Origin of the sequence: Streptomyces sp. VTCC 41912 (assembly GCF_045799175.1) — a bacterium.
GTDB classification, from domain to species: Bacteria; Actinomycetota; Actinomycetes; order Streptomycetales; family Streptomycetaceae; genus Streptomyces; species Streptomyces albulus_C.
The window spans coordinates 393057-418609 of sequence record NZ_JBJMAB010000001.1; the positions used below are offsets into that span (position 1 = coordinate 393057).

Annotated in this window: 22 protein-coding genes; 8 read left to right on the forward strand and 14 right to left on the reverse strand. The window is 71.7% G+C overall.

What is annotated here, in order from left to right; all coding sequences use genetic code 11:
- Window positions 1-3: 3 nt before the first annotated feature.
- The 3 genes from ACJ6WD_RS01795 to ACJ6WD_RS01805 form a co-directional block, all read right to left on the reverse strand.
- Window positions 4-498: a macro domain-containing protein gene (locus ACJ6WD_RS01795; protein ID WP_233656473.1), complete on the reverse strand. Its 495-nt coding sequence runs from the start codon at window positions 496-498 to the stop codon at window positions 4-6.
- Between the two features lie 116 nt (window positions 499-614).
- Window positions 615-2057 (reverse strand): amino acid permease, encoded by a 1443-nt coding sequence (locus ACJ6WD_RS01800; RefSeq protein WP_233656755.1) that lies wholly within the window; start codon window positions 2055-2057, stop codon window positions 615-617.
- A gap of 129 nt (window positions 2058-2186) precedes the next feature.
- The gene (locus ACJ6WD_RS01805) at window positions 2187-4028 is read right to left on the reverse strand and encodes an AMP-dependent synthetase/ligase (protein ID WP_407614996.1); all 1842 of its coding nucleotides are present in this window, start codon (window positions 4026-4028) and stop codon (window positions 2187-2189) included.
- A 132-nt stretch (window positions 4029-4160) separates the two neighbouring features.
- On the opposite strand from ACJ6WD_RS01805, the gene ACJ6WD_RS01810 reads away from it, so the two are divergent.
- Complete coding sequence (locus tag ACJ6WD_RS01810; protein WP_376559108.1) at window positions 4161-4943, forward strand: MerR family transcriptional regulator; 783 nt, start codon at window positions 4161-4163, stop codon at window positions 4941-4943.
- Between the two features lie 39 nt (window positions 4944-4982).
- Here the strand turns inward: ACJ6WD_RS01810 and ACJ6WD_RS01815 are convergent, their stop codons facing one another.
- The 5 genes from ACJ6WD_RS01815 to ACJ6WD_RS01835 all read right to left on the reverse strand — a co-directional run bounded on the left by ACJ6WD_RS01815 (window position 4983) and on the right by ACJ6WD_RS01835 (window position 11325).
- Window positions 4983-7187: a 3-hydroxyacyl-CoA dehydrogenase NAD-binding domain-containing protein gene (locus tag ACJ6WD_RS01815; protein WP_331246449.1), complete on the reverse strand. Its 2205-nt coding sequence runs from the start codon at window positions 7185-7187 to the stop codon at window positions 4983-4985.
- A 32-nt stretch (window positions 7188-7219) separates the two neighbouring features.
- Entirely contained in the window at window positions 7220-8434 is a 1215-nt protein-coding gene (locus ACJ6WD_RS01820) for an acetyl-CoA C-acetyltransferase (protein WP_233656469.1), read from the reverse strand.
- Window positions 8435-8518: 84 nt separating this feature from the next.
- Window positions 8519-9661, reverse strand: coding sequence for an acyl-CoA dehydrogenase family protein (locus ACJ6WD_RS01825; protein WP_016574814.1), 1143 nt, complete (start codon window positions 9659-9661; stop codon window positions 8519-8521).
- A 93-nt stretch (window positions 9662-9754) separates the two neighbouring features.
- A complete protein-coding gene (locus ACJ6WD_RS01830) occupies window positions 9755-10162 on the reverse strand; it encodes a hypothetical protein (RefSeq protein ID WP_407614997.1) in 408 nt (135 codons plus the stop codon).
- Entirely contained in the window at window positions 10159-11325 is a 1167-nt protein-coding gene (locus ACJ6WD_RS01835; RefSeq protein WP_331246451.1) for a CaiB/BaiF CoA-transferase family protein, read from the reverse strand. Before ACJ6WD_RS01835 ends, ACJ6WD_RS01830 begins: the two co-directional genes overlap by 4 nt.
- A 435-nt stretch (window positions 11326-11760) precedes the next feature.
- Between ACJ6WD_RS01835 and ACJ6WD_RS01840 the strand changes: the two genes are divergently transcribed.
- Entirely contained in the window at window positions 11761-12495 is a 735-nt protein-coding gene (locus ACJ6WD_RS01840) for an MgtC/SapB family protein (protein ID WP_233656463.1), read from the forward strand.
- A gap of 50 nt (window positions 12496-12545) precedes the next feature.
- On the opposite strand, the gene ACJ6WD_RS01845 is transcribed toward ACJ6WD_RS01840, so the two are convergent.
- Window positions 12546-14087: a sialate:H+ symport family MFS transporter gene (locus ACJ6WD_RS01845; RefSeq protein WP_407614998.1), complete on the reverse strand. Its 1542-nt coding sequence runs from the start codon at window positions 14085-14087 to the stop codon at window positions 12546-12548.
- Between the two features lie 238 nt (window positions 14088-14325).
- On the opposite strand from ACJ6WD_RS01845, the gene ACJ6WD_RS01850 reads away from it, so the two are divergent.
- Complete coding sequence (locus ACJ6WD_RS01850) at window positions 14326-15513, forward strand: trans-acting enoyl reductase family protein (protein ID WP_233656460.1); 1188 nt, start codon at window positions 14326-14328, stop codon at window positions 15511-15513.
- Between the two features lie 13 nt (window positions 15514-15526).
- Here ACJ6WD_RS01850 and ACJ6WD_RS01855 read toward each other — a convergent pair whose 3' ends face one another.
- Window positions 15527-16249 carry an endonuclease V gene (locus ACJ6WD_RS01855; RefSeq protein WP_407614999.1) on the reverse strand — a complete coding sequence of 241 codons (723 nt, stop codon included), beginning with the start codon at window positions 16247-16249 and terminating at the stop codon, window positions 15527-15529.
- An 89-nt stretch (window positions 16250-16338) separates the two neighbouring features.
- Here ACJ6WD_RS01855 and ACJ6WD_RS01860 point away from each other — a divergent pair, with 89 nt between their 5' ends.
- Together ACJ6WD_RS01860 and ACJ6WD_RS01865 are read left to right on the forward strand one after the other, a co-directional pair.
- Window positions 16339-16638: a YciI family protein gene (locus ACJ6WD_RS01860; protein WP_016574821.1), complete on the forward strand. Its 300-nt coding sequence runs from the start codon at window positions 16339-16341 to the stop codon at window positions 16636-16638.
- A 410-nt stretch (window positions 16639-17048) separates the two neighbouring features.
- A complete protein-coding gene (locus ACJ6WD_RS01865) occupies window positions 17049-17813 on the forward strand; it encodes an NAD(P)-binding domain-containing protein (protein ID WP_331246455.1) in 765 nt (254 codons plus the stop codon).
- 45 nt (window positions 17814-17858) lie between these two features.
- Here ACJ6WD_RS01865 and ACJ6WD_RS01870 read toward each other — a convergent pair.
- From ACJ6WD_RS01870 to ACJ6WD_RS01880, 3 genes are all read right to left on the reverse strand, one after another.
- Window positions 17859-18640 (reverse strand): IS5 family transposase gene (locus ACJ6WD_RS01870; RefSeq protein ID WP_407615000.1). Its coding sequence is split into 2 segments (ribosomal slippage): window positions 17859-18337 and window positions 18337-18640, totalling 783 coding nucleotides; the frame shifts between segments, so codons are not numbered across the junction.
- 165 nt (window positions 18641-18805) lie between these two features.
- On the reverse strand, window positions 18806-19087 hold the full coding sequence (locus ACJ6WD_RS01875; RefSeq protein ID WP_331246457.1) for a hypothetical protein: 282 nt from the start codon (window positions 19085-19087) through the stop codon (window positions 18806-18808).
- Between the two features lie 398 nt (window positions 19088-19485).
- Window positions 19486-20943 carry a sugar porter family MFS transporter gene (locus tag ACJ6WD_RS01880; protein ID WP_016574822.1) on the reverse strand — a complete coding sequence of 486 codons (1458 nt, stop codon included), beginning with the start codon at window positions 20941-20943 and terminating at the stop codon, window positions 19486-19488.
- 363 nt (window positions 20944-21306) lie between these two features.
- Here ACJ6WD_RS01880 and ACJ6WD_RS01885 point away from each other — a divergent pair, with 363 nt between their 5' ends.
- The 3 genes from ACJ6WD_RS01885 to ACJ6WD_RS01895 all read left to right on the forward strand — a co-directional run bounded on the left by ACJ6WD_RS01885 (window position 21307) and on the right by ACJ6WD_RS01895 (window position 24161).
- Window positions 21307-22212 (forward strand): SIS domain-containing protein, encoded by a 906-nt coding sequence (locus ACJ6WD_RS01885; protein ID WP_407615001.1) that lies wholly within the window; start codon window positions 21307-21309, stop codon window positions 22210-22212.
- 93 nt (window positions 22213-22305) lie between these two features.
- A complete protein-coding gene (locus tag ACJ6WD_RS01890; RefSeq protein WP_407615002.1) occupies window positions 22306-23187 on the forward strand; it encodes a ketose-bisphosphate aldolase in 882 nt (293 codons plus the stop codon).
- 170 nt (window positions 23188-23357) lie between these two features.
- The gene (locus tag ACJ6WD_RS01895; RefSeq protein WP_037633946.1) at window positions 23358-24161 is read left to right on the forward strand and encodes a DeoR/GlpR family DNA-binding transcription regulator; all 804 of its coding nucleotides are present in this window, start codon (window positions 23358-23360) and stop codon (window positions 24159-24161) included.
- A 145-nt stretch (window positions 24162-24306) separates the two neighbouring features.
- Here ACJ6WD_RS01895 and ACJ6WD_RS01900 read toward each other — a convergent pair whose 3' ends face one another.
- On the reverse strand, window positions 24307-25086 hold the full coding sequence (locus ACJ6WD_RS01900) for an SDR family oxidoreductase (protein WP_233656452.1): 780 nt from the start codon (window positions 25084-25086) through the stop codon (window positions 24307-24309).
- Between the last annotated feature and the right edge of the window lie 467 nt (window positions 25087-25553).

The window sequence follows — 25553 nt, forward strand, 5'->3', positions numbered from 1 at the left end:
CCCTCACTGGTCGTAGACCGTCACCGCGACCCCGCGCCCGACGAGGCGCTGGACTATCAGCGGCTCGACCCGCGACCAGGTGCCACCGGCCAACCCACAGCCGATCCGCGGCATATGGACCGAGGCCCCCAGCTCCAGCGCCCGATCCGCGACCCTGCCGAGCCCGGCCGCCAGCGCCTCGTACCGCACCGGCACCCCCCGGCTCCCGGTCTTGATGCCCCGCTGGCCGACCACGTTGGCCACCCACATCCGCTCACCGACCGGCACGAACTGGACGGCGCCCAGCCCGAAGTCGTTCCCCGCCCGCTCGCGGTGCCAGCGGCGGTAGGCCCGCTCCGGCTCCGGCCAGCGGCGGGAGAGCGCGAGCACGAAACCCCTGCCCCAGCCACCGAGGTCATTGCAGACGTGCACGATCATTTTGACGCCCTTGCCCCGAGGTGCGGTGGCATCACCCTTGACGTAGACGATTGCGGCGTCGATCCCCGTTTTCTCAGCCATGACCCCACGGTACGGGCGACCACTGACAACGGCCCCGCACGCCGGAGGGCGGCCGCGGCGACCTTCCGGTCCACCGCGACCGCCCTCCGGCGTGCAGGCGTGGGGCTTCCCCCGTACTACTTCGCGAGTTCACGCTCCTCGGCGATCCGGCGGACCCGTCCGCGGACCACGAACCACCCACCGACCAGCGCGGCGGCGAGCACCGGGATCAGCAGGACGGTCTGCCGGCCGACGCCGTCGTCGAACCACATCAGCACGATGACGCCGACCAGGAAGACGATGGTGGTGATGTCCGTGATCGGCGTGCCCGGCAGGCGGAAGCGCGGACGCTCGACCAGGCCCTCCTTGGACCGGCGGACGAACACCATGTGACAGATCATGATCGTGCACCAGGTGCTGATGATGCCCAGCGCCGCGATGTTGATCACGATCTCGAACGCCTGGCTCGGCAACCAGGCGTTGAGTCCGACACCGAGCACGCACACCGTGGAGGTGAGCATGATGCCGCCGTACGGCACCTGGCTGCGGTTCATCCGCGCGGCGAACTTCGGCGCGGAGCCCGCCATGGACATCGAGCGCAGGATGCGACCGGTGGAGTAGAGCCCGGAGTTCAGGCTGGACATCGCCGCGGTGAGCACGACGAGGTTCATCACGTCGCCGGCGTGCGGGATGCCGACGTGCGACAGCACGGTGACGAAGGGGCTCTCGTTGGCGCTGAAGACGTTCCACGGCAGCAGCATCGCCAGCAGGACCACCGAGCCGACGTAGAAGATGCCGACCCGCCACATGATCGAGTTCACGGCCTTGGGGACGACCTTGTGCGGCTCGCTGGTCTCACCGGCGGTGACGCCGACGAGCTCGACCGCGGAGTACGCGAACACGACGCCTTGGAGCACGATCACCACGGGCATCAGACCGGTCGGGAAGAAGCCGCCGTGGTCGGTGATCAGGTTCAGACCCGGGGTGTGTCCGTCGACCGGGTGCTGGGTGGCCAGCAGGAAGATCCCGATGAACATGAAGGCGACCAGTGCCGCGACCTTGATGATCGCGAACCAGAACTCCATCTCACCGAAGATCTTCACGGATATCAGGTTGATCGTGAGCACCACCGCCAGCGCGATCAGCGCCATCACCCACTGCGGGATGCTGGTGAACGCGCTCCAGTAGTGGGTGTACAGGGCGATCGCGGTGATGTCGGCGATGCCGGTCGTCGACCAGTTGACGACGTACATCCAGCCCGCGACGTAGGCGCCCTTCTCGCCCAGGAACTCCCGGGCGTAGGAGACGAACGAGCCGGACGACGGGCGGTGCACCACCAGTTCGCCGAGGGCCCGGACGACGAAGAAGGCGAAGAGACCGCAGACCGCGTAGGCGACGGCCAGTGCGGGGCCGGCCGAGTGCAGGCGCCCGCCGGCGCCCAGGAAGAGGCCGGTGCCGATCGCGCCGCCGATGGCGATCATGTTGATGTGGCGGCCCTTGAGGGCCTTGCTGTAGCCGGCGTCCCCCGCGTCCTGCTGGACCCCGCTCCCCCCGTCCGATGGCCGCTGGGCTTCATCCACGACGGTTTCTGTGCTCACTGGTGGTTCATCTCGCTTTCGGAGAGCTTGCACGTGACCGGCACCGCGGATCGCGCGAACGGCCAGTCGGCACACCTTCCCCGAAGAGTGGCCCCCCGTCTGTGTGGGAGATCACATGGCGTACATTCGCTCTAGGATTTGTCCATATTTGTGGCGAATGACACGGCGGCGGAGCTTCAACGACGGGGTGAGTTCGCCAGTTTCCGGCCGCCATTCCTCGCCCAACAAGGAAAATCGCTTGACCTGTTCCGTGCGGTTTAGTCGCGAGTTGGCCGCTTCGACACCCCTCTCGACCTCCGCCCGGACGTGCGGGTGCCGGGCCAGTTCCGACAGGCTCCCCTCGATGCCGTGCCGGGCCGCCCAGGCCGGAGCCAGCTCCGGATCGAGCACCAGCAGCGCCACCACGTACGACCGGCCGTCGCCGTGCGCCAGCGCCTGCCCGATGAGCGGATGCTCCTTGAGGGCGTTCTCGACCAGCGCGGGCGAGACGTTCTTGCCGGTCGACGTCACGATCATGTCCTTCTTGCGGTCGGTGAGCCACAGGTAGCCGTCCGCGTCGATCCGCCCGACGTCGCCGGTGCGGAACCAGCCGTCCGCGCCGGTGGCCGGCTCCACCGCCCCGTCCCCCCGGAGGTAGCCCGCGCAGACCGTCCGGCCGCGCACCTCGATTTCGCCGTCGGCGGCCGTGCGCACCTCCAGACCGGCGAGCGGCCGTCCCACCGAACCCAGCCGGAAGCCGCCCGGGGCGTTGGTCGTGGCCACCCCCACGGTCTCGGTCAGCCCCCACGCATCCATGATCACGATGCCGAAGCCGGCCCAGAACCGCACCACCTCCGGGGGCATCGGCGCCGAGGCGCTCGCCGTCCACACCAACCGGTCGAAACCGGCCGCCGCCAGCAGCGGGTCCAGCACCTGCGCCTTCGCCGCGGCGTACGCCGCCGCCAGCCCGTCGGGCGGCCGCTGCCCGCGCTCCCGGTAGGCGACGTGCGCCCGAGCGGTCTCGGCGGCCGCCGCCACGGCCGCCCGGTGCTCCTCGGGCAGCTCCGCGAGGGCGCCGCCGACGGCCGCCGCCAGCTTCTCCCACACCCGCGGCACCCCGAAGAACTGCGCCGGCCGCAGCTCCCGCGCGAGCGGCGCCACCTGGGCCGGATCCGGGCACAGGTGGACGTGCGCGGCCCGGAACACCGGCAGGTAGAGGCCGAGCATCCGCTCGGCGATGTGCGCGAACGGGAGGTAGGACAGGTGCGCGGCGTGGTCCGGCAGCTCGACGACGCCGTCCAGCGCCACCGCGTTCAGCAGCACGTGGCGGTGGCTGACCACCACCCCCTTGGGGTCGCCGGTCGTGCCGGAGGTGTAGACGACGGTGAGCGTGTCGTCCGGGTCGCCCTGCCGCCAGGCCGCCTCGAAGGACACCGGGTCGTACGCCTCGGCGCCGCGGGCCGCCACCGCGGCGAAGCCCTCGCACCGGGCCGTCGCGCCCCCGGTGCCCGACGGGTCGTCCGCCGGCTCGACGACCACCAGGCGCTCCAGCCGCGCCGCCGGATCGTCGAGCAGCGGCTCCCAGCGGGCCCGCTCCCGGGGGCCCTCGACCACGGCCAGGCGGGCCCGGCTGTGCCGGACGACGTGGGCGATCTGCTCGGGGGCGGCGGTGCCGTAGACCGTGACCGGCACCGCGCCCAGGTGCACCAGGGCCAGGTCGCCGAGCCAGTGCTCGGGCCGGTTACCCATCATGAGCAGCACGATCTCGCCGCGCCGGACGCCGAGCGCCCGGAACCCGGCGGCCAGTTCGCCGATCCGGCGGCGCGCCGCCGCCCAACTGAGCGTCCGCCGGCCGCCGCCGGGCGCGCGCCAGGACAGTGCGGGCCGGGCACCGTGGTCCTCGGCGTTGCGCAACAGCAGGGCCGGCAGGGTGAGTTCGCCCGGCTCGCCGGGCATGCGCAGGAGCGTGGTCATGGCGCCTCCCGAAGGCGTGGGCCTGAGCTACGGACCGTACGGAGGATGCGGGCCCTCTCGAAGGGGGCCCGGCCGCGCGCTGAGCGGTGACGAAGGTTTCACAGGACTGGTGAGACAGCAATACTGTTGAACATGATGGAGTCCGCCCCCGACCTGACGGTCGACGAACTCGCCGCCCGCGCCGGCGTCACGGTCCGCACGATCCGCTTCTACAGCACCCGCGGACTGCTCCCGCCGCCCGAGATCGGCCCGCGCCGGGTCGGTCGCTACGGGCCGGACCACCTCTCGCGGCTCGCGCTGATCGAGGAACTCCAGCACCAGGGCCTGACCCTGTCCGCCATCGAACGCTACCTGGAGCAGTTGCCGCCCGACCTGAGCGCCCAGGACCTGGCCATCCACCGCGCCCTGGTGGCGAGCTGGATCCCGGACAAGGCCGAGGACGCCACCCGGGACCAGTTGGAACGGCGGGTCGGACGGGAGCTGACCGAGGAGGACCTCGACCGGCTGGCGGCGATGAACGTCCTGGTCCGCACCGAGGAGCCGGACGTCTTCCGGGTCGACCCGGGGCTGTTGCACCTGGGGGCGCGGCTGCTCGACGTGCCGATCGCCCTGGAGACGATCCTGGCGGCCCGCACCGTCGTCATCGAGCACACCCGCTCGGCCGCCCGGGAGCTCAGCCGGCTGTTCAAGGACGAGGTGTGGGAGCCCTACCGGGACGGCGGGCCGGACGCCGAGGAGGTGGCGCGGATGAAGTCGCTCTCCGCGCACATGCAGCCGATGGTGGTGCAAGCACTGGTCACCGCCTTCCAACGGTCGATGAAGGAAGAGCTGCGGGAGTGGCTGGGCACGGGCGAGCACGACGGCCGGGCGGACCGCACGGGCCCGAGCGGGGCCGACGGCGCGACCGGCCGGTGACGGGGGCGGACCGCACCGGCCCGCCCCCGCGCGTCCGGCTCAGTCGCTGAACTTCTCGCCCCGCTCGGCCTTCTCGACCAGCAGCGCGGAGGGCGCGAACCGGTCGCCGTAGGCCGCCTGCAACTCGCGGGCGCGGGCCACGAACCCGGGCAGGCCCACGAGTTCCTCCCGGCCCGGCCCGCCCTGGTAGCCGTTGATGTACTGGAGCACGCCACCGGTCCACCCGGGGAAGCCGATGCCGAGGATGGAGCCGATGTTGGCGTCGGCGACGGACGTCAGCACGCCCTCCTCCAGGCAGCGGACGGTGTCCAGCGCCTCGGAGAACAGCATCCGCTCCTGCATGTCCCGGAACGGGACGGCGGCGCCCTCCTGCTGGAAGTGCTCGCGCAGCCCGGGCCACAGGCCGGCACGCCGGCCGTCGTCGCCGTAGTCGTAGAAGCCGGCCCCGCCGCTGCGCCCGGGGCGGTCGAACTCGTCGACCATGCGGTCGATGACGGCGTCGGCCGGGTGCGGCTGCCAGGTGCCGCCGGCCTCCTCCACGGCGCGCTTGGTCTCGTTGCGGATCTTGCGCGGGAGGGTGAGGGTCAGCTCGTCCATCAGGGACAGCACCTTGGCCGGGTAGCCGGCCTGGGCCGCGGCCTGTTCGACCGAGGCGGGGTCGAGGCCCTCGCCGATCATCGCCACGCCCTCGTTGATGAAGTGGCCGATGACCCGGGAGGTGAAGAAGCCTCGGGAGTCGTTGACGACGATGGGGGTCTTGCGGATCTGGCGGACCAGGTCGAAGGCGCGGGCCAGCGCCTCGTCACCGGTCCGCTCACCCTTGATGATCTCCACCAGCGGCATCTTGTCGACGGGCGAGAAGAAGTGCAGGCCGATGAAGTCGGCGTCCCGCTCGACGCCTTCGGCCAACAACGTGATGGGCAGGGTGGAGGTGTTGGAGCACAGCAGCGCGTCGGGCTCGACGACGTGCTGGATCTCCTTGAACACCTTGTGCTTGAGGGCGACGTCCTCGAAGACCGCCTCGATGACCGCGTCGCAGCCGGCGAGGTCGGCGGGCTCGGCGGTGGGCGTGATCCGCGCCAGCAGCGCGTCGCGCTTCGCCTCGGTGGTGCGCCCCCTGGCCAACGCCTTGGTGAGCAGCCCCTCGGAGTACTCCTTGCCGCGTTGGGCCGCCTCCAGGGTGACGTCCTTGAGGACGACCTCGATGCCGGCCTTGGCGCAGGCGTAGGCGATGCCGGCGCCCATCATGCCGGCACCGAGGACGGCGACCTTGCGGACCGTGTGCGGCGCGACGTCCTTGGGGCGGTTGGCACCGGAGTTGACGGCCTGGAGGTCGAAGAAGAACGCCTGGATCATGTTCTTGGAGACCTGGCCGGTGACCAGCTCGACGAAGTAGCGCGCCTCGATGGTCTGGGCGGTCTCGAAGTCGACCTGGGACCCCTCGACGGCCGCGGCGAGGATGTTGCGCGGCGCCGGGTAGGGGGCACCGTTGAGCTGCTTCTTGAGGTTGGCGGGAAACGCCGGGAGGTTGGCGGCGAACTTCGGGTGCGCCGGGGTGCCGCCGGGGATCTTGTAACCCGGGGCGTCCCAGGGCTGCTGGGACTCGGGGTGGGCGTCGATGAACTCCCGCGCCTTGGTGAGGAGTTCGTCCCGCGTCTCGGCGACCTCGTGGATCAGCCCGTTGTCCTTGGCGCGCGCGGCGTCGTACTGGGTGCCCTGGAGGAGCACCTTCAGCAGTGCGTCGGTGATGCCCAGCAGCCGGACGGTACGGGTGACGCCACCGCCGGCCGGCAGCAGGCCGAGGGTGACCTCGGGCAGGCCGATCTTGGTGCCGGGGGTGTCCAGGGCGATGCGGTGGTGGCAGGCCAGGGCGATCTCGTAGCCGCCGCCCAGCGCGGCGCCGTTGATGGCGGCGACCACGGGCTTGCCGAGCGTTTCGATCCGGCGCAGGTCGCGCTTGATGCCGTTGCCGGTCTCGAACGCCTGCTGTGCCTGGGCGGGGGTGACGGCGATCAGGTCGCGCAGGTCGCCGCCGGCGAAGAAGGTCTTCTTGGCGGAGGTGACGATGATGCCGCGGATGCTGTCCTTCTCGGCCTCCAGGCGGTCGGCGACCGCGGTCAGGGAGGTCTTGAAGGCGTTGTTCATGGTGTTGGCGGACTGGTGGGGGTCGTCGAGGACCAGGGTGACGACACCGGTCTCGTCCTGTTCCCAGCGGATGGTCGACGCAGCAGCGGATTCACTCATGGGTAGTACTCCGTGGTGGGTGGGACGAGGGGTCAGAGGCGCTCGACGACGGTGGCGACGCCCATGCCGCCGCCGACGCAGAGGGTGGCCAGGCCGTAGCGCTTGTCCTGCCGCTCCAGTTCGTCGACGAGGGTGCCGAGGATCATCGCGCCGGTGGCGCCGAGGGGGTGGCCCAGGGCGATGGCGCCGCCGTTGACGTTGACCTTGTCCAGGCTGAGGCCCATGTCCTTGACGAACCGCAGGACGACCGCGGCGAACGCCTCGTTGATCTCGACCAGGTCGATGTCGTCGATGGTCAGACCGGCCTTGGCCAGGGCCTTGCGGCTGGCGGGCGCGGGGCCGGTGAGCATGATCGTGGGCTCGGAGCCGGAGACCGCGGCGGCGACGATGCGGGCCCGCGGGGTGAGGCCGTAGCGCTCGCCGACCTCCTTGGAGCCGATGGCGACCAGCGCGGCGCCGTCCACGATGCCGGAGGAGTTGCCGGCGTGGTGGACGTGGTCGATCTTCTCGACCCAGTGGTACTTCTGGAGCGCGACCGCGTCGAAGCCGCCGGCGTCGCCGATGGCGGCGAACGACGGCTTCAGGCCCGCGAGCGAGTCGGCGGTGGTGCCGGGGCGCAGGTGCTCGTCGTGGTCGAGGACGACCAGGCCGTTGCGGTCCTGGACGGGGACCACCGAGCGCGCGAAGCGGTCGTCCTTCCACGCCGCGGCGGCCCGTTCCTGGGAGAGCGCGGCGTACTCGTCGACGTCGCGGCGGGAGTACCCCTCGATGGTGGCGATGAGGTCGGCGCTGATGCCCTGCGGGACGAAGCCGGTGTCGAAGTTGGTCATCGGGTCGGCGAACCAGGCGCCGCCGTCGGAGGCCATCGGAACCCGCGACATCGACTCCACGCCGCCCGCCAGGACCAGGTCCTCCCAGCCCGAACGGACCTTGGCCGCGGCCATGTTGACGGCTTCCAGGCCGGAGGCGCAGAAGCGGTTCTCCTGTACGCCGGCGACGGTGTCGGGCAGACCGGCGGCGATCGCGGCGATCCGGGCGATGTCCGAGCCCTGGTCGCCGACGGGCCCGACCACGCCCAGCACGATGTCGTCGATCGCGGCCGGGTCCAGGTCGGGGAAGCGCCGCCGCACCTCGTGGATCAGGCCGACGACCAGGTCGATCGGCTTGGTGCCGTGCAGGGCGCCGTTGGCCTTGCCGCGACCGCGGGGGGTGCGGATCGCGTCGTACACGTACGCTTCGGTGCTCACAGAAAAGCCTTTCTTTCCGGCCGGGGTCGGGATCGCGGTGTCGGCCGCTGGTGTCGGGGCCCGGGACGGCGCGGTCGGGGAGGGTTAGCCGAGCAGGGAGCGGCCGATGATCTCCTTCATGATCTCGGTCGTCCCCCCGTAGATGGTCTGGATGCGGCCGTCGGTGAAGGCCCGGGCGACCGGATATTCCGTCATGTAGCCGTATCCGCCGTGCAGCTGGAGGCAGCGGTCGGCCACCCGCTTCTGGAGCTCGGTGGCCCACCACTTGGCCATGGAGGCGTGCACGGCGTCGAGGGTGCCCTCGGAGTGGTCGGTGATGCAGCGGTCGAGGAAGGCGCGGGTCACCGCGCACTCGGTGGCCATCTCGGCGATCTCGAACCGGACGTGCTGGAGCTTGGCCAGCGGCCGGCCGAAGGCCTCGCGCTCCTTGACGTACCGGGTGGTGGTCTCCAGCAGGTGCTCGGCGGCGGCTATCCCGGCGATCGCTATCGCCATCCGCTCCTGCGCGAGGTTGGTCATCAGGTGCACGAAGGCGCGGTGGAGATCGCCGAGGAGGTTCTCCTTGGGAACCCGCACGTCGTGGAAGAAGAGCTCGGCGGTGTCCTGCGACTTCTGACCGATCTTGTCGAGGTTGCGGCCGCGCTCGAAACCCTCCGCCCCCCGTTCGACGACCAGCAGGCTCAGGCCGTGCGCGCCGCCCTCGGGGGTGGTCTTGGCGACGACGATGACGAGGTCGGCGAGGATGCCGTTGGAGATGAAGGTCTTGGAGCCGTTGAGCACCCAGTGGTCGCCGCGGTCCTCCGCGGTGGTGCGGATGCCCTGGAGGTCGGAGCCGGCGCCGGGCTCGGTCATCGCGATCGCCGTGATCGTCTCGCCGCTGCAGAACCCCGGCAGCCAGCGGCGCTTCTGCTCCTCGGTGGCGAGCGAGGTCAGGTAGGGGCCGACGATGTCGTTGTGCAGTCCGATGGCGAAGCCGGGGGTGCCGGCGCGGGTGAATTCCTCGGCGAGGACGGCGCTGTAGCGGAAGTCCGTGGTGCCCCCGCCGCCGTACTCCTCGGGCACGGCCAGGCCCAGCAGACCTTGTCGGCCGGCCGCCCGCCAGGCGTCCCGGCTGACGATGCCGTCCTTCTCCCACTGCTCGTAATGCGGCGTCACCTCCTTGGCGAGGAAGGTGCGCACCGTGGCGCGGAAGGCGTCGTGGTCCTCGGTGAAGATCTGGCGCTCCACTCTGCTGTCCCTTCGGGGATGGGCCTGGATGGTCGACGGGCTGCTCGGCCGGGGCCGGGGATCGCCCCGGGCGGGCGTGGCGCGCGCGTCCCCTCAGAGCCGGTGCTCGACGGTCTCGGTGAGCTCGGCGGGGTCGGGGCCTATGGGCTGGACGGTGCGCACCCTGGCGGCGGCCGCCCGGTGTGCGGGGATCCGGCCGCCGCGGGCGCCTGCCCGCGGCGGCTGGGGAGCGTCGGCCGGCGGTGGCTGCCGCGCACCGTGCTCGCGGACGAACCCGTCGGTGCCGTACGGCGTCCAGGGCGCACGGAACCCCTCCCGCACGGTGGCCCCGGCTCTCTGCTTGCGGCCGTGGACGGAGCCGGGCGCCTCAAGGGGGAGCGCGGCCGGCCGGCGGCCGTAGGGTCGGGCGGTGACCGCCGCCGGGCGGCGTGCAGCGGCGACGGCTCGGGCGCGGCGGCGCGGAGTGGTCGCGTCCGCGAGGGCGGTGGGCGGCTGCGTCAACGGGCCGTCTCCTTCGGCTCGGTGCGGTGCGGCTCGTCGACCGGTTCGGCGAGGCCGGGCAGCTGCCAGTCGCGGGCGACCTCTTCGGTGTCCGCTCCGGGGAGGGCGGGAGCCCTGCGGAGGGTCCCCGGGGTGGCCGAGAAGCGGGGCGCGGGGGCGGGCTGGGTCAGACCGGCGTGCTCGGTGAAGGTCCCGCGGGCCGCGAGGTGCGGGTGTCCCGGGGCCTCGCGCAGGGAGAGCACCGGGGCGACGCAGGCGTCGGACTCCTGGAAGACCGCGGTCCACTCGTCCCGGGTGCGGGTCCGGAAACGGGCGGCGATGGCGGTGCGCAGGTCGCCCCAGGCCGTGAGGTCGTCCCGGCCGGGGACTTCGTCCTCGATGCCGAGCAGCCGGATGAACTCGGCGTAGAACCGCTGCTCCAGCGCGCCGACGGCCATGTGGCCGCCATCGGCGGTCTCGTAGGTGCCGTAGAACGGGGCGCCGCCGTCGAGGAGGTTGGCGCCGCGCCGGTCCTGCCAGCCACCGGCGGCCAGCATGCCGTGGATCATCGCCGTCAGATGGGCCGTGCCGTCGACGATCGCGGCGTCCACGACCTGGCCCGTCCCGCCCTCGGTGCGGGCGTGCTGGAGGGCCGCGAGCACGCCGATGACGAGGTAGAGCGAACCGCCGGCGTAGTCGCCGAGCAGGTTGGCGGGGATCGCGGGCGGTCCGTCGGCCGGGCCGATCATGCCGAGGGCGCCGGTGAGGGCGATGTAGCCGATGTCGTGGCCGGCGGTGCCGGCGAGCGGCCCCGCCTGGCCCCAGCCGGTCATCCGGCCGTAGACCAGGCGGGGGTTGCGCGCCAGACACGGCTCGGGCCCGACGCCCAGCCGCTCGGCCACTCCCGGCCGGTACCCCTCGATCAGGACGTCGGCGCGCTCGGCCAGGTCGAGGACGCGGGCGACTCCGGCGGGCTGCTTCAGGTCCACCAGCATCGAGCGCTTGTTGCGGTTGGTGAGGTCGCACGCCGGATCGATGCCCAGTCCGGCGCCTCCGGGGCGGTCGACCCGCACGACGTCGGCGCCGAGGTCGGCCAGCAGCATGGCCGCGAAGGGGCCGGGGCCGATGCCGGCGAGCTCCACCACCCGCACCCCGCCGAGCGGGCCGTTGCCTGACTGCGTCATCGCGCCCCACGCCTTCCGCACTGTGACACTTCTGATGTAACACTCGTGATGTTAAGAACGTGTTCCACTTTCCACAAGCCCCCCGTGCCCCGTGGTCGCGCACGACGAAGGCCCGTGGCGACGGTGCTCAACTGCCACCGCCGTCACGGGCCTTCGCGCGCCTGTCGCCGCGCCGTCATCCCCCGCCGAGCCGGCCGATGAGCAGCTCGGGGGCTATCAGCCGCGGGCACGCGCAACTCCGCGCCGATACCGCCGTCGTCCGCACCGCCTGCGCCATCCCGTCCTCCACGTCCGCTCCCCCGCCCGACGCCGTCCTCAACGCCCGGGATGGGCCGCGCGGGAGCCCGCACCGCCCATCGCCCCCACGCTAACCGCGACCACTGACAACGGCCCGCGGAGCGCCCCGCGGCGGTCCGGCGGAGGGACAATGCCGTCATGTCTCACCTCGCCGCCGCACTCTTCGACGTCCATGCCGGCCAGGGTCTGCGCCAGTTCACCGAGCTGGGCATCGCCCTCCTGCTGTCCTCGCTGATCGGATTGGAGCGCGAGGCCCGGCAGAAGAGCGCCGGGCTGCGCACCCACACCCTCGTCGGGGTGGGCAGCGCGCTGTTCATGGAGGTCTCGATCCACGGCTTCGGCGCGCTGCTGGGCACGGACGGCGTGGTGTTGGACCCGTCCCGGGTCGCCGCGCAGGTCGTCTCCGGCATCGGGTTCATCGGCGGCGGGCTCATCTTCGTGCGCAAGGACGCGGTCCGGGGACTGACGACGGCCGCGACCATCTGGTTGACCTGCGCCATCGGGATGGCCTGCGGTGGCGGGCTGCCACTGCTCGCGATCGGCGCGACGGCCGTGCACTTCCTGATCGTGCGCGGCTTCTCCAAGGTGTCGGAGCGGATCACCGCCGGGCCGTCCTACAACCGGATAGACCTGCGCCTCACCTATCAGGCGCAACACGGTCTGCTCGGGAGGATGTTGGAGCTGTGCACCGGCAGCGGGTTCCGCGTCACCGACGTCCAGGTGGAGACCCGCCCGGACGACACCCAGGTGGCGGCCGAGGTGCTGCTCCGGTTGGAGGGCGACGGCTCCGCGCATCCCCTGGTGGAGGCGCTGACGGAGTTGGAGGGGGTCCGCGGGGTGGCGTTGGGACGGCGGGACGACAGCACCGAATGACTCCGGCCGGGCCCGCGGCCGGCGGCACCGGCCCGCCCTCCGTTCCGGCGCTACGCCGCACCGGACGACGACTCGCCGCGCGGGACGCCCCGCCCACGCCCCTCGGCCGTCTCCGCGCCACCCGCCGTCTCCGTCACGAGGTGGTCCCCGGGCACCTGACGGTCCACCAGCCGCGCGAGTCGCCGCGGGACGTCGCCGCCCACGAGGAGCACGACCAGCAGCGTCAGCCCGAAGGTGAGGACCGCCAGCGCCCGCCCCAGGGGCATGCCGCGGGCGAGGTGCGCCCCCAGGACCGGCGCCACCGCTCCGCCCAGCGCCCCCGCGTTGTAGACGAAGCCCAGCGACGCGGCGCGGGTCCCGGTCGGGAAATGGCCGGCGATGTACTTCGGCAGGATCCCGGAGATGCCCTGCCCCAGTGCCAGCAGGACGAAGAGCAGCACGCCCAGCCCCAGCACGCTCCCGCGCACCGCGAACACCGGGAACACGAACGCCAGTGAGGCCAGCAGGGTGCACGCGTAGGCGCGCCGGGTCCCGAGCAGGTCCCCGGTGAAGCCGGCCAGCCAGCAGCCGGCCATGGCGCCGAAGCCCGCGACGAACATCACGTCGCCGACCTGCGCGGGCGGGTATCCCAGGTCGGTCTTGAGGTAGGTCGGCAACAGGGCCTGCACCGGCCAGCTGTAGAGGAAGGCGCAGAACACCGTCACCATCAAGGAGACGTGCAGCAGCCAGCCACGACGCCCGCCCAGTTGGGCGGCGAAGGCCAGCAGGCACAGGGCGGCGAGCCCGGCCGACCACGGCACGAACCCCGCACCCCAGGGCGTGAACGCGCAGAACAGGGCGACCGTCGCGAGCGTCGCCAGCACCGCGTTCGCCCGGCGGCGCCGGCGACCGGTGAACAGCGGGCGGAACGGATGCGGCCGGTTCGGGGGCGCCGCACCGTCGCCGCCGCGCGCGCCGGCGACCTCCGCGTGCCAGTCCCCGGCCTCCGGCAGCGACCGGCGCATCCACAGTGCGACCAGTACGGGCAGCACCCCGAGCCAGAACATCCAGCGCCAGCCCCACGCGGGCACCACCCAGGCGTAGACCTGCGCCGCGACGGCCGTACCGCCGGCGTAGCCGGAGATCAGGAACCCGGAAGCGCGGTTGCGCAACCGGGCGGGCCAGCTCTCCAGCACATACGTCACGCTGGTGCTGTACTCCCCCGCCATACCCAGCCCGATCACCAGCCGGGCGACGAACAGGCTGGTGTAGTCCCAGGCGAACCCGCAGGCGAAGGTGCCGAGCGAGTAGAGCAGGATGCTGGCGATCATGGCTGCCTTGCGGCCGTGGCGGTCGCCCATCGCCCCCAGGAGGGCACCGCCCAACCAACGGGTGACGAAGGCGGCGGAGACCAGCGAGGCGGCGGTCGCGCTGTCCAGACGGAAGTCGTCGGCGACCTCGGTCAACACCAGAGTGATCAGCACGAAGTCGAAGCCGTCGAGGAGATAGCCGATCCAGGCGGCGGACAGCGCCTTCCACTGGCGCGGGGTGACCTCGCGGTACCAGGCCCTGCGCGGGCTCCGGCCAGCCGGATCCGCGGACTGCGTCGTCACAGGAGCCGGCCTCCTCCAGGAGCGGCCCGACTCGCCCGCCCCGCACCCCGGGACAAGCCGGACATCGGATGTCCCACCTCACCGCATGAATCTGGCCGGCCTACCCCGCCGCGTCAAGACCGGACGCACCGCGGACCGCCTTCCGGGCCGCCAAGGGCAACCCCGCCGACCCGGCCTGTCGTTGACGTATCCGTCAACAAGTCCCTAGGGTCCGGACCTCGGACCAGAGAGGACGCAGATGTCACGGCAGGACACCTCAGGACGGGACCACGACCTCGTCCTGTACGGAGCGACCGGGTTCGCCGGCGCCCTCACCGCGGAGTACCTCGCGCGGCACGCCCCCGAAGGCTGCCGCTGGGCGCTCGCCGGTCGCAGCACCGCCAAACTGGAGCGGCTGCGCGACCAGTTGGCGACCCTCAACCCGGACTGCGCGGACCTCCCGCTGCTGCGGGCCGACAGCGCCGACGCCGGCTCGCTGCGCGCCCTGGCCGCCGCCACCCGCGTCCTGGCCACCACCGTCGGGCCCTACCTCCGGCACGGCGAAACCCTGGTCGCGGCGTGCGCCGAGGCCGGCACCGACTACCTGGACCTCACGGGCGAGGCGGAGTTCGTCGACCGGACGTACCTGCGCCACGACGCCACCGCCCGGGCCACCGGGGCACGGCTCGTCCACGCCTGCGGCTTCGACTCCGTCCCGTACGACCTCGGGGTGCACTACACGGTGGGCCTGCTCCCCAAGGGGGTGCCGCTGCGCATCGACGGATTCGTGCGGACCGACGCCACGTTCTCCGGCGGGACGCTCTCCTCCGCGCTCACCGCGGCCTCCCGGCCGGCCGCCATGGCGCGGGCCGCGCGGGCCCGTCGCCGGGTCGAACCGCGGCCCGCGGGCCGCATCGTGCGCGCCCCGTTCGGGCCGCCCGTACGGAGCCGGGACACCGGCACCTGGGGCCTGCCGCTGCCGACCCTGGACCCGCAGGTCGTGGCCCGCTCGGCGGCCGCCCTCGACCAGTACGGCCCCGATTTCCGCTACCGGCACTACGCGGGGGTGCGCCGACTGCCGACCGCGGTGGCCGCGACGGCGGGCGCCGGGGCCCTTGCGGCACTCGCCCAGGTACCGCCCGTCCGACGGTGGCTGTCCGGACGGCTGCAACCGGGCGAGGGGCCGAGTCCGCAGCGCCGGGCGCGGAGTTGGTTCGCGGTGCGGTTCGTGGCGTCGGGCGGAGGTGCGCACCTGGTCACCGAGGTCAGGGGCGGCGATCCCGGTTACGACGAGACCGCGAAGATGCTCGCCGAGGGAGCGCTCAGCCTCGCCTTCGACGACCTCCCGGACACCGCGGGCCAGGTGACGACGGCCGTCGCCATGGGCGACGCGCTGACCCGTCGCCTCCAGGACGCGGGGATCGTCTTCCGGGTGGTCCGCGGCTAGCCCGGGCCGGCCGTCAGAGGCTCGCCAGGGCCTTGCGGCACAGCGAGTCGGCGGCCCGGGTCGTCTCCGGCAGACGGTAGGCGGCCGCCAGATGGAGGGTGTGCGCGCAGGCCCGGTCCAGGTCCACCCGGTGGCCGACCGAGACGAAGACCGGCTTGACGCCCCGTTGGGTGCGCAGGGCACGCCCCACCTCTTCGGGCTCGCCGTCCGCCGCCCGGTCGTCCCACAGGGGCGAGGTGGCGCCGCGCTCCGGCCCCGGCGCCTCGTACCGGAACGTGAACGGCGTCTTGGCGACCCCGATGGTGGGCAGCCCGGTCAGCACACCGAGGTGGCTGGCGAGACCGAAGCGCCGCGGGTGGGCCAGCCCGTAGCCGTCGCAGACGACCAGGTCGGGGGTGCGGGCGAGCCGGTCCAGCGCGTCCAGGACGGTGGGGATCTCCCGGAAGGCGAGCAGGCCGGGAACGTAGGGGAAGGAGATCGGACCGACGGCGGTGGCCCGGTCGACGACCGCGAGGGTGCGGGCGTCGAGGGCGACGGCGGCCGCGACGACGACGTCGTGTTCGTCGTCGTAGGCGACGTCCACGCCGACGGCGGTGCCCTCGAAGCCCGGTACCGGGCCGGGCTCGTCGAGCCGCACGTGGCCGCGCAGCCGGTCCTGGACCGCGCGGGCCCCGGCTTCGTCCGTGGGCCAGTGCTGCAGTTCGTCGGCACGGGAGAGGGTTCCGGAAGTGTCCATGGTGCCGTCACGCTATCGAACCGGTGCACGGTTGCGGGCGGCCGCGTACCGCCCGTGGGCGCCCGCCGCCCCTCCTCTATATTGCAGCCATGTTCGTACTGGAACTGACCTACACCGCTCCCCTCGACCGCGTCGACGCCGCCCTCCAGGACCACGTGGCGTGGCTGGAGCGGGCGTACGCCGCCGGACACTTCATCGCGTCCGGGCGGAAGAACCCGCGTGACGGAGGAGTGATCATCGCCGCCGGGAGCGACCGGGCGACCGTCGAGGAGCTCGCGGCCGACGACCCGTTCGTCCGGGCCGGGGTCTGCGAGTACCGGATCACCGAGTTCACCGCGACCAAGACGGCACCGGCACTGGCGGAATACCGGGAGCAACTTCCGTCCTGAACCTCCGTCGCACCCGCGGCCCGGCCCACCGGAACCGTCCGGCGGACCGGGCCCCGCGCCGCACGGGCCATGGACGCACCCCGACCACAGGCCCGACGCCCACGCCCGGAATCGACACCACCACGGAGCAGACCCTGAGGCCACGCGGACCTCACCTTCCTTTGGCAGGACGCTGCCTGGCCCTCGATCCCCTGCCTATAAGAACTCCTAACGAAATGCTCTCCGAGCGGGTTGAATCACCCCGGGGGGCAATGATCTAGGAGTCCTGGGGAGTGGCACGGGCGAAGCCGTGGGAGCCGCGTAGCGCCTCCCACGGCGGGAAAGCAAGCGGCCTGCGCACGCCCACTGTCGGCACCTGCACTCAGCTGTGGCCTGAGCAGGCCACAGCTGGTAGACGATGGGGAGGCACAGTGGAACGTATCGGGATCATCGGTGTGGGCGAGATCGGCCGGGCTATCGTGGCGGGCCTGTGCGACGGCGTCGAGGAGCCACCAGAGGTCTACCTCTCGCCTCGCGGCGCCCGTACAGCCGCCGAGCTGTCCCAGCGGTATCCGAACGTGCGAGTGTGTGTAGACAACCAGGACGTCGTCAACCACTCCGACGTGGTGGTCCTCGCCGTCCGACCCCTGGACCACGCCGAGGCGCTCGCCGGGCTCCGGATCGACAGCGACCGCGTCGTGGTCAGTGTGATCGCCGGTGTCGGCATCAGCGAGCTGCGCGGGACGTTCGACACCGGGGCTCCCGTGGTGCGTGCCATCCCGCTTCCCTCTGTGCGCGAGCGCCGGTCCGTCACCGTCACCTATCCCTCCCACCCAGTGGTCGACGCCCTCTTCGACCGCCTCGGTGAGGCGCTCCCGGTCGCGGATGAAGCGGACTTCAGCGTCTTCTCCGCACTGACGGGCACCCTGACCTCGCATTACTGGTACCTGGCCACGCTCACCGACTGGGCTTCCCAGCAGGGCATTCCCGTCGAGCACGCGGACCGCTACATCCGCAGCCTCTTCCAGGGTGTCGGGCGCGCGTTGGGCGACGGTACGCGCTCCCTGCATCAACTCGCGGGTGACCACGAGACACCGAACGGAAGCAACGAGCGCATCCGCACCGCATGGTTCGACACAGCCAATGCCGACGCCCTGACCAAGGCACTTGACGCGCTCCTCTCCCATCTCAAATAGCCACGTCGGAAAGTCCTTCGCCATCCCCTTCCCGTACTCACTGGATCAGTCACAGATTGAGCGCAGGCGTCTCCAACAGATCAGTGTGCATCCGAGAGTGAGGAAGGCTTCGTGGATGTCGTCGCGTATCTCCCAGCGGATACGCAGGCGGCGGAACGAGCGCAGGTGGGCGAACGCGCGTTCCACGACCCAGCGTTGGGTGCCGAGCCCGGAGCCGAACCCGGTGCCACGGCGGGCAATCTGCGGTTTCACGCCCAGGTCCCACACCAGTCGGCGGTACTTGTCGTGGTCGTAGCCGCGGTCGCCCAGCACTACGTTTGGGCGGCGCCCGGGCCGGCCGCGCTCGCCGCGCACAGGCGGCACGGCCTGGAGCAGCGGGATGAGCTGGGTGACGTCGTTGCGGTTGCCTCCGGTCAAGGTGGCGGCGAGCGGGATACCGGTGGCGCCGGTGATCAGGTGATGCTTGCTGCCGGTTCTACCCCGGTCAACAGGGCTTCGTCCCGTCTTGGGGCCCCCTTTGACGCCCGGATGTGGGAGCCGTCGACCGCCGCCCCGGAGAAGTCCAGGGCGTTCGCGCTGCGGAGCCTGGCGAGCATGACCTCGTGCAGCCGGGGCCACACCCCGGCCTCGGTCCACTCGGCCAGGCGGCGCCAGCAGGTCATACCCGCGCCGAAGTCGAGTTCCTGCGGCAGATGTCCCCGGGCGATCCCGGTATGCAGCACGAACAGGATGCCCTGGAACACCAGACGGTCAGGATGCCGCTTGCACCCTGGATGCCGGCTTCGACCCTCCACATTCGGCAGCAGGGGGTCGATCACCGCCCACAACTCATCATCGACCTTTCACGGTTTCGGCCGCGCCGTCCGCACCCCCAGATCATCAGCCTGGGAGTGAACCAACCACGCCGAAGATCATTTCGTTAGGAGTTGCAAGGCTCCCCGTCAGCCTGTGACCGACGGGGAGCCCGAGAGGTTGGTCAAGCCGGAAGACGGTCAGCAGACCGGGGGATTGGGAGTGCCCCAGTCGCGCAACACCTGGTTCGGCTGCCACACCCAGCCTGCGGCTTCGGGGGCGTTGAGGTTCCACCAATTACCGTCGGCCGTCTGGCAGTTGACCGTGACGGGCTGACCGTTCCGGCCCTTGCCCACGACCGCCCCGTCGGGGGCCGCCAGGATGTCGGCGTCTGCGATGAAGCGCCCGGGCACTCCTGCCGCGACTTGGGCCGCCTGCGCCTGCGGAGACAGGAGCGCCCCTCCGAGGAAAGCAACGGACACGCCCACCAGGGTCAGCTTTGAAGCGAGTTTACGCACTAATTCTCCATGGCCGGAGGCGATACTCGCGATTACCGGAATATCGCTTGGTCAATTCCCGGTGCACGTTAGTGGGCCACAATGAAATTCCGTTGTCCCGCGACTCCCCCTCCGGGACCCCTCAACTCGGCAGCCCCAGTCGGCCGCGACCGAGACCGGGACCTGCCGCGTCGGCCCGAGTAGCACCGGGGCATCAGCTCAGCGCCAACCCCCGGGCAGAACCGCACGGACTTCAAAGCCGAGCGCATCGTCACCGTCCTCGGCGAAATCTGACGCGCCCCCCCAGTTCCTCCCCGGGCTCCCGAGGCGGCGTGACGGCAGGGCCCCGATAGACCAGCGATCGGGGTCCTGCCCCATCAGGGCTATGTCGGTTGAGCTGCGGAGTCATCGAGTGGACCGGTGGTGGCGGCCGCCGGTCCCGGCGCGGAGGCGGTGGGCCAGCGGCCGCCGTTGCGCCAGTAGTCCTGGATCTCCTCCAACTGGCGGCCCTTGGTCTCGGGTGCGGTGAAGGCCGCGAAGACCAGGGCGCCGAGTGCGAGCACGCCCAGTCCCGCGAAGGTCGCGGCGGCCCCCGCCTTCGCCATCAGCGACGGGAAGAACTGGGCGATCAGGAGGTTGGCGACGAGGTCGGCGGTGAGCATCACCGAGGCGCCCGTGGAACGGAGTTGGGCGGGGAACGCCTCGCTCGCGTAGACCCAGATCAGCGACCCGAAGCCGAAGTTGAAGGCGGCGGTGAACAGGAGGATCGCCACGAAGCCCACCCAGGTGGTGGTCCCGTGCAGCTTTCCGGCGCTGAAGACGGCCGTCAGGACCCCGAGCATCACCACCATCGTGCCGATGCCCGACAGCAGCACCACCCGGCGGCCGATCCGGTCGATGATGAGGATCGCCAGCACGGCCGCGACCAGGGAGGCCAGTTCGACGAAGGACGGCAGCAGGAAGTTCTGGCCGTTGCCGGTGAAGCCCATCTCCTCGAAGATCTGCGGACTGTAGTACGTCACCGCGTTGATTCCGGTGATCTGGCAGAAGAAGCCGAGGCCGACCACGAAGAACGCGGCGCGGGCGTACGGCTTGCGCAGCAGGGAGCGCACCGACCCGCCGCTCTCCTCGTCGAGTGCGGCGCGCACCGACGCGACCTCGGCGCGCGGATCGACCTCCGGGTCGGTCACCGCCATCACCTCGACGGCCCGTTCGGTCTGCCCCTTGAGGACGTACCAACGGGGCGTGTCGGGCAGGCGGAGCAGCGGGATCACGACGAGCGCCGCGGGGATCGCCGACAGGCCGAGCATCCAGCGCCAGTGGCCGCCGCCGGAGAGGCCCCAGTTGACGAAGTAGGTGAGGACGATGCCCACGACCGTGGCCACTTGGTACGCGGCGACCGAGGCGCCCCGGATGCGGGCCGGGGTCGACTCCGCGACGTAGAGCGGCGCGGCCACGATCGAGATGCCGATGGCGACCCCGAGCAGGAACCGGACGGCGTCGAGCACCTCGACGGTGGGGGCGACCGCGGACAGTGCGACGAAGACCGCGTAGGAACCGGCGACGATCAGCATCGCGACCCGGCGGCCCAGGGCGTCGGCGAGCTTGCCGCCGATCAGCGCACCCAGGATCGACCCGAACACCAGGATGCTGTTGACCAGGCCCTTCTCCGTCTCGGTCAGGCCGAAGTCCTTGCTGAGGAACACCAGGGCGCCGGAGATGCTGCCGGTGTCGTAGCCGTAGATGACACCGACGACGGCGCCGGTGAGCGCGAACATCCGGCCGGTGCGGAGTGAGGTCGGGGGCGACGGACGCGGTGTGGAGCGTGAGGCAGTGGACATCGGGAGTCCTTCGTGCGACGGAGCGTCTTTGCTGCGTGACTGCATGACTGCGTGACGGGCGCCTGGACACCGCGTCGTCGGCCATCACCGGGCATCGGCATGACTGAGCTTGCGAATATCAGGCACCTTTCACGCAGATGTCAACAGTCACTTACCCGCTTTTCGTTCCATGCCACGCCGTCGCACCGCACGCAATCAGCCACCCATCCGCCGGCAACCGCACGCCCCTTCCGTCGCAATCACCCGTGCGAGGGATGGAACGCATGCACGAACCTGCGTAGAGTTGCTCCCAACGAAGCAGAAAGTTGCAGCCACACTGCAATCGATCGGTAAACACTGAGCACGCACCACGGGAGGGTGGCCATGAGCGAGACCTCGTACATGGAGCAGGAGCTGCACAGCCAGCCGGACACATGGCGGGAGGCCGCCCGGATCGGCGCCGGCGGCGGCCCGCTGCCCGGGGCCGGTCAGCGGGTGGCCGTCGTCGGTTGCGGCACGTCGTGGTTCATGGCGCAGTCCTACGCGGCCCTGCGCGAAGGTGCGGGGCTGGGCGTCACCGACCCCTTCCCGGCCTCGGAGGCGTTCCTCGGTGCCGACCGGCGGTACGACGCGGTGGTGGCGATCACCCGCTCGGGGACGACGACCGAGGTGCTGCGCGTACTGGAGGCGGTCAAAGGACGCATCCCCACCGTGACGGTGCTCGGCGATCCCGAGACTCCGGCGGTCGAGCTGTCGGACGAGACGGTGGCACTGCCCTTCGCGGACGAACGATCGGTGGTGCAGACCCGGTTCGCGACCACGGCGTTGACGCTGCTCCGCGCCCACCTGGGCGAAGACGTCGCGCGGTCGGTGGCCGACGCGGAAGAGGCCCTTACCGTTCCGGTCAAGAAGGAGTGGGTGGACGCCGAGCAGTTCGCGTTCCTCGGCACCGGTTGGACGTACGGCCTGGCCAACGAGGCGGCACTCAAGATGCGTGAGGCGTCGCAGAGTTGGACGGAGTCCTACCCCGCGATGGAGTACCGCCACGGTCCCATCTCGATAGCGGCACCGGGCCGGGTGACCTGGCTCTTCGGCGAGGCTCCCGAGGGGCTGGAGGCCGATGTGGCACGCACCGGGGCGCACTTCGTGTCCCATGCCAGGGATCCGCTTGCCGATCTGGTGCTGGTGCAGCGGGTCGCGCTGGAGCGGGCGCGCGCCCGGGGGCTGGACCCGGACAATCCGCGCAGCCTGACCCGCTCCGTGATGCTCCAGGAGCCCGCCGCCCCCTAAGCGGCGCCCCGTCCGCGCCGAAGCCGCGATCTCCTCGCCGCACCGCCCGCGCCGACGCCAACTCACCCTTCCTCCCAAGGGAGTCAGGACACCATGCCACTCGTTCCCACCGCGTCGATCGTCGATGCCGCGCGCGCCGCGCGGGTCGGCGCCGCGGCCTTCAACGTCATCCATCTGGAAACCGCCGAAGCCCTGGTGACCGCCGCCGAGCGCACCGGACACCCGCTGATCCTGCAACTCAGCGAGAACTGCATCCGCTATCACGGAAGCCTGCTCCCCATTACCCGGGCCACGCTCGCCCTCGCCGAGGAGTCCACGGCCCCGATCGCGGTCCACCTCGATCACATCACCGAGGCGGAGCTGGTCCACCGGGGGATCACCGCCGGGGTGGGGTCGGTCATGGTGGACGCCTCCGCCCTCCCCTACGAACAGAACGTCACCACCACCGCCACGCTCACCGCCTGGTGCCACGAGCGGGGCGCCTACGTCGAGGCGGAGCTCGGCGAGGTCGGCGGGAAGGACGGGGTCCACGCGCCGGGGGTGCGCACGGACCCCGAGGAGGCCCTGGCCTTCGTCCGGGCCACCGGCGTCGACGCCCTCGCGGTCGCCGTCGGCTCCTCCCATGCGATGCGGGAGCGGACCGCCGAGCTGGACAAGGACCTGATCACGGCGCTGCGCAGGACGCTCCCGGTGCCCCTGGTCCTGCACGGCTCGTCCGGAGTACCGGACGACGAGCTCCGCCGGGCCATCGCCGCCGGCATGACCAAGATCAACATCTCTACTCATCTCGTCTCCGTCTTCACCAACTCGATACGGCGCACGCTGGACGCCGACCCCGCGCTGATCGACTCCCGGAAGTACGTCAAGCCGGCCCGGGAAGCCGTGGCGCAGGAGGCCGCCCGTTTGTTGGAGGTGCTCAGCACCCCGGTGACGGTGCCCACCCCGCAGACGGTGGAGGCCACGGTCCGCGGGTGAAGGCTCCTGCCCCCTGCCGTCCCGTCGCCAGAGCCCCGAGGGAACGGACGGCAGGGGGTCGGGGCGGAGAAAGAAGCGTGGGGCGAACGCGCGGGAGGAGTGAGACGGAGGTGACGGGATGAGTTCGGGCCGGGGCCGGTGCGGGCGGGGAAACGAATTAGGCTCGCGCCATGAAGCGCCATGAACGGATGAACGCACTGCTTGAGCTGCTCGGGGACCGGGGCCGGGTCGAGGTCGAGGAGGCGGCGGCCGAGCTGGAGGTCTCGGCCGCCACGATGCGGCGCGACATGGACACGCTCGCCGAACAGCAGCTACTGGTCCGCACCCGGGGCGGGGCGGTGCTGAGCTCCGTGGCGTACGACCTTCCGATCCGTTACAAGCAAGGACACCGGTCGGCGGAGAAGGAGGCGGTGGCAAAGGCGGCCGCACGGCTGGTCGAGCGCGGGGACGTGGTCGGGCTGAGCGGTGGGACGACGACGACCGCGATCGCGCGGGTGCTCGCCACCCGGGCGGACTTCGCGGAAGCAGACCCGCAGGCACATCTGACCATCGTCACCAATTCGCTGAACATCGCCAGTGAGCTGGCGGTCCGACCACAGATCAAGATCGTGCTCACGGGTGGCGTGGCGCACTCGCGGTCCTACGAACTGGTCGGCCCGTTCAGCGAGTTGGTGCTCCAGCAGATCTCCATCGACATCGCGTTCATCGGCGCCAACGGCGTTGATCCGCTGCGAGGGGCCACGGTGCACGACGAGGCCGAGGCCCGGATCAACCGGCTCATGGCCGAGCGCGCCCGCCGGGCCGTGGTCGTCGCGGACTCGTCGAAGATCGGCGAGCGGTGCTTCGCGCGGGTCGGGGACGCCGATGTCTTCGACACCCTCATCACCGACGGCGCGGTGACCGACGAGACCCGTCGGGAGTTCGCGGAGCGGGGACTGAAGGTGGTGGCGGCCCGCCCGTCGGGGAACGACTGACCCGGCGCCGCCGCGGATCGTTCCCCCGACGCCGGCGGGACATCGGTCCGCAAGGCGTCGGGGGCGGAATTCCGGCCGGGGCGGTATCCGGGCAGCGCGACGGTCGGTGCGTCACCAGGGCCGGTGCCTCACCAGGGCCGGTGCCTCACCAGCCGGTGTCGCCGCGCAGGGTCACGTCGGCCCCGCCGTCGGCGAAGAGGATCTGACCGGTGATGTGCGTGTTGTCCGCGGACGTCAGCCAGGCGAGGGCGGGGGCGATCTGCTCGGGGCGGGCGTGCCCGTTCAACGGCATCGGCAGGCTGGCGTCGACGACCTCCCGCATCGCGGCGTCGTCGAGCAGCGGTGCGGTCATCGGCGTGACGACCGTTCCGGGGGCGACGGCGTTGAGCGGGATGCCGGCGTCCGCCCAGCCCTCGGTGACGGCGGTGCGGCGCAGCCAACGGGCGATGGCGTGCTTGGAGGAGCCGTAGATGGTGTGGCCCTCGCCCCGGTCGACGGCGGCCTGGGCGGCGGCGACGGCCGCCTCCTCGTCGCCGGCGAGGGCCGCGTCGACGATCGCCGGGTCCGACGGGTGGATGGCGATGGCGGAGGAAACGAGGGCGGCGCGGGGGTCGGTGCCGGCGGCGAGCAGCGGGCGCAGCCCTTCGAGGGTGGCGACCATACCGAAGTAGTTGACCCGGAGGGTGACGGGGTCGGGGTGGGCGAGCCCGGCGCAGGCGATCACGGCGTCCAGGCGTCCGCCGGTCAACTCGTCGGCGCGCTGGACGAGTTCGGTTCGGCCGGCGGGCGTGGCGAGGTCGGCTGAGATGTCGGCGCCTTTGAGGTCGGCGCCGATCACGGTGTGGCCCCCGTCGCGGAGGCGGGCTGCGGTGGCCCGGCCTATGCCGGAGGCTGCGCCGGTGACGAGGTAGGTACGGCGGGGCATGGTTGGCTCCTTCGATCCCTCGTGGTGCGGAACGCGCGAAACGCGTAGGTGAAATGCCGTGGTCGGAACGTCAAGAGGGGAACGTCACGGTGAAACGTCGCAGGTGAAAGGGGGACGACTCGGGGTCCGTCGTGGGGTCCGGCATGGGCTGTTCGCCACGGACCAGGGCACGGTAGGGGGCACGCCAGCCGGCGCCGGAGGGGGAAGGCGGCACGGCCAGTTCAAGACGACGAGGCGGCAGGACGGCAAGGCGGCGCGGCGGTGGGGCGGCGAGACGGTCGGTGGGAGACGGGCGGCCCGTGAGGGTCGGTGCGCGTGGCCCCCGTCTGGTGGGCTCGGGCTTCGTGCACGGACTCGCGGCCGGGTTCTCGGGCTCGGGTTCGTGGTTGCGGTGCACGGCGGGCCGGGCCGGTGGGCCGGGCGGGCAGTCGGGGAGGCGGACTGGCGGCGAGAGGGAGAGGCGGGTG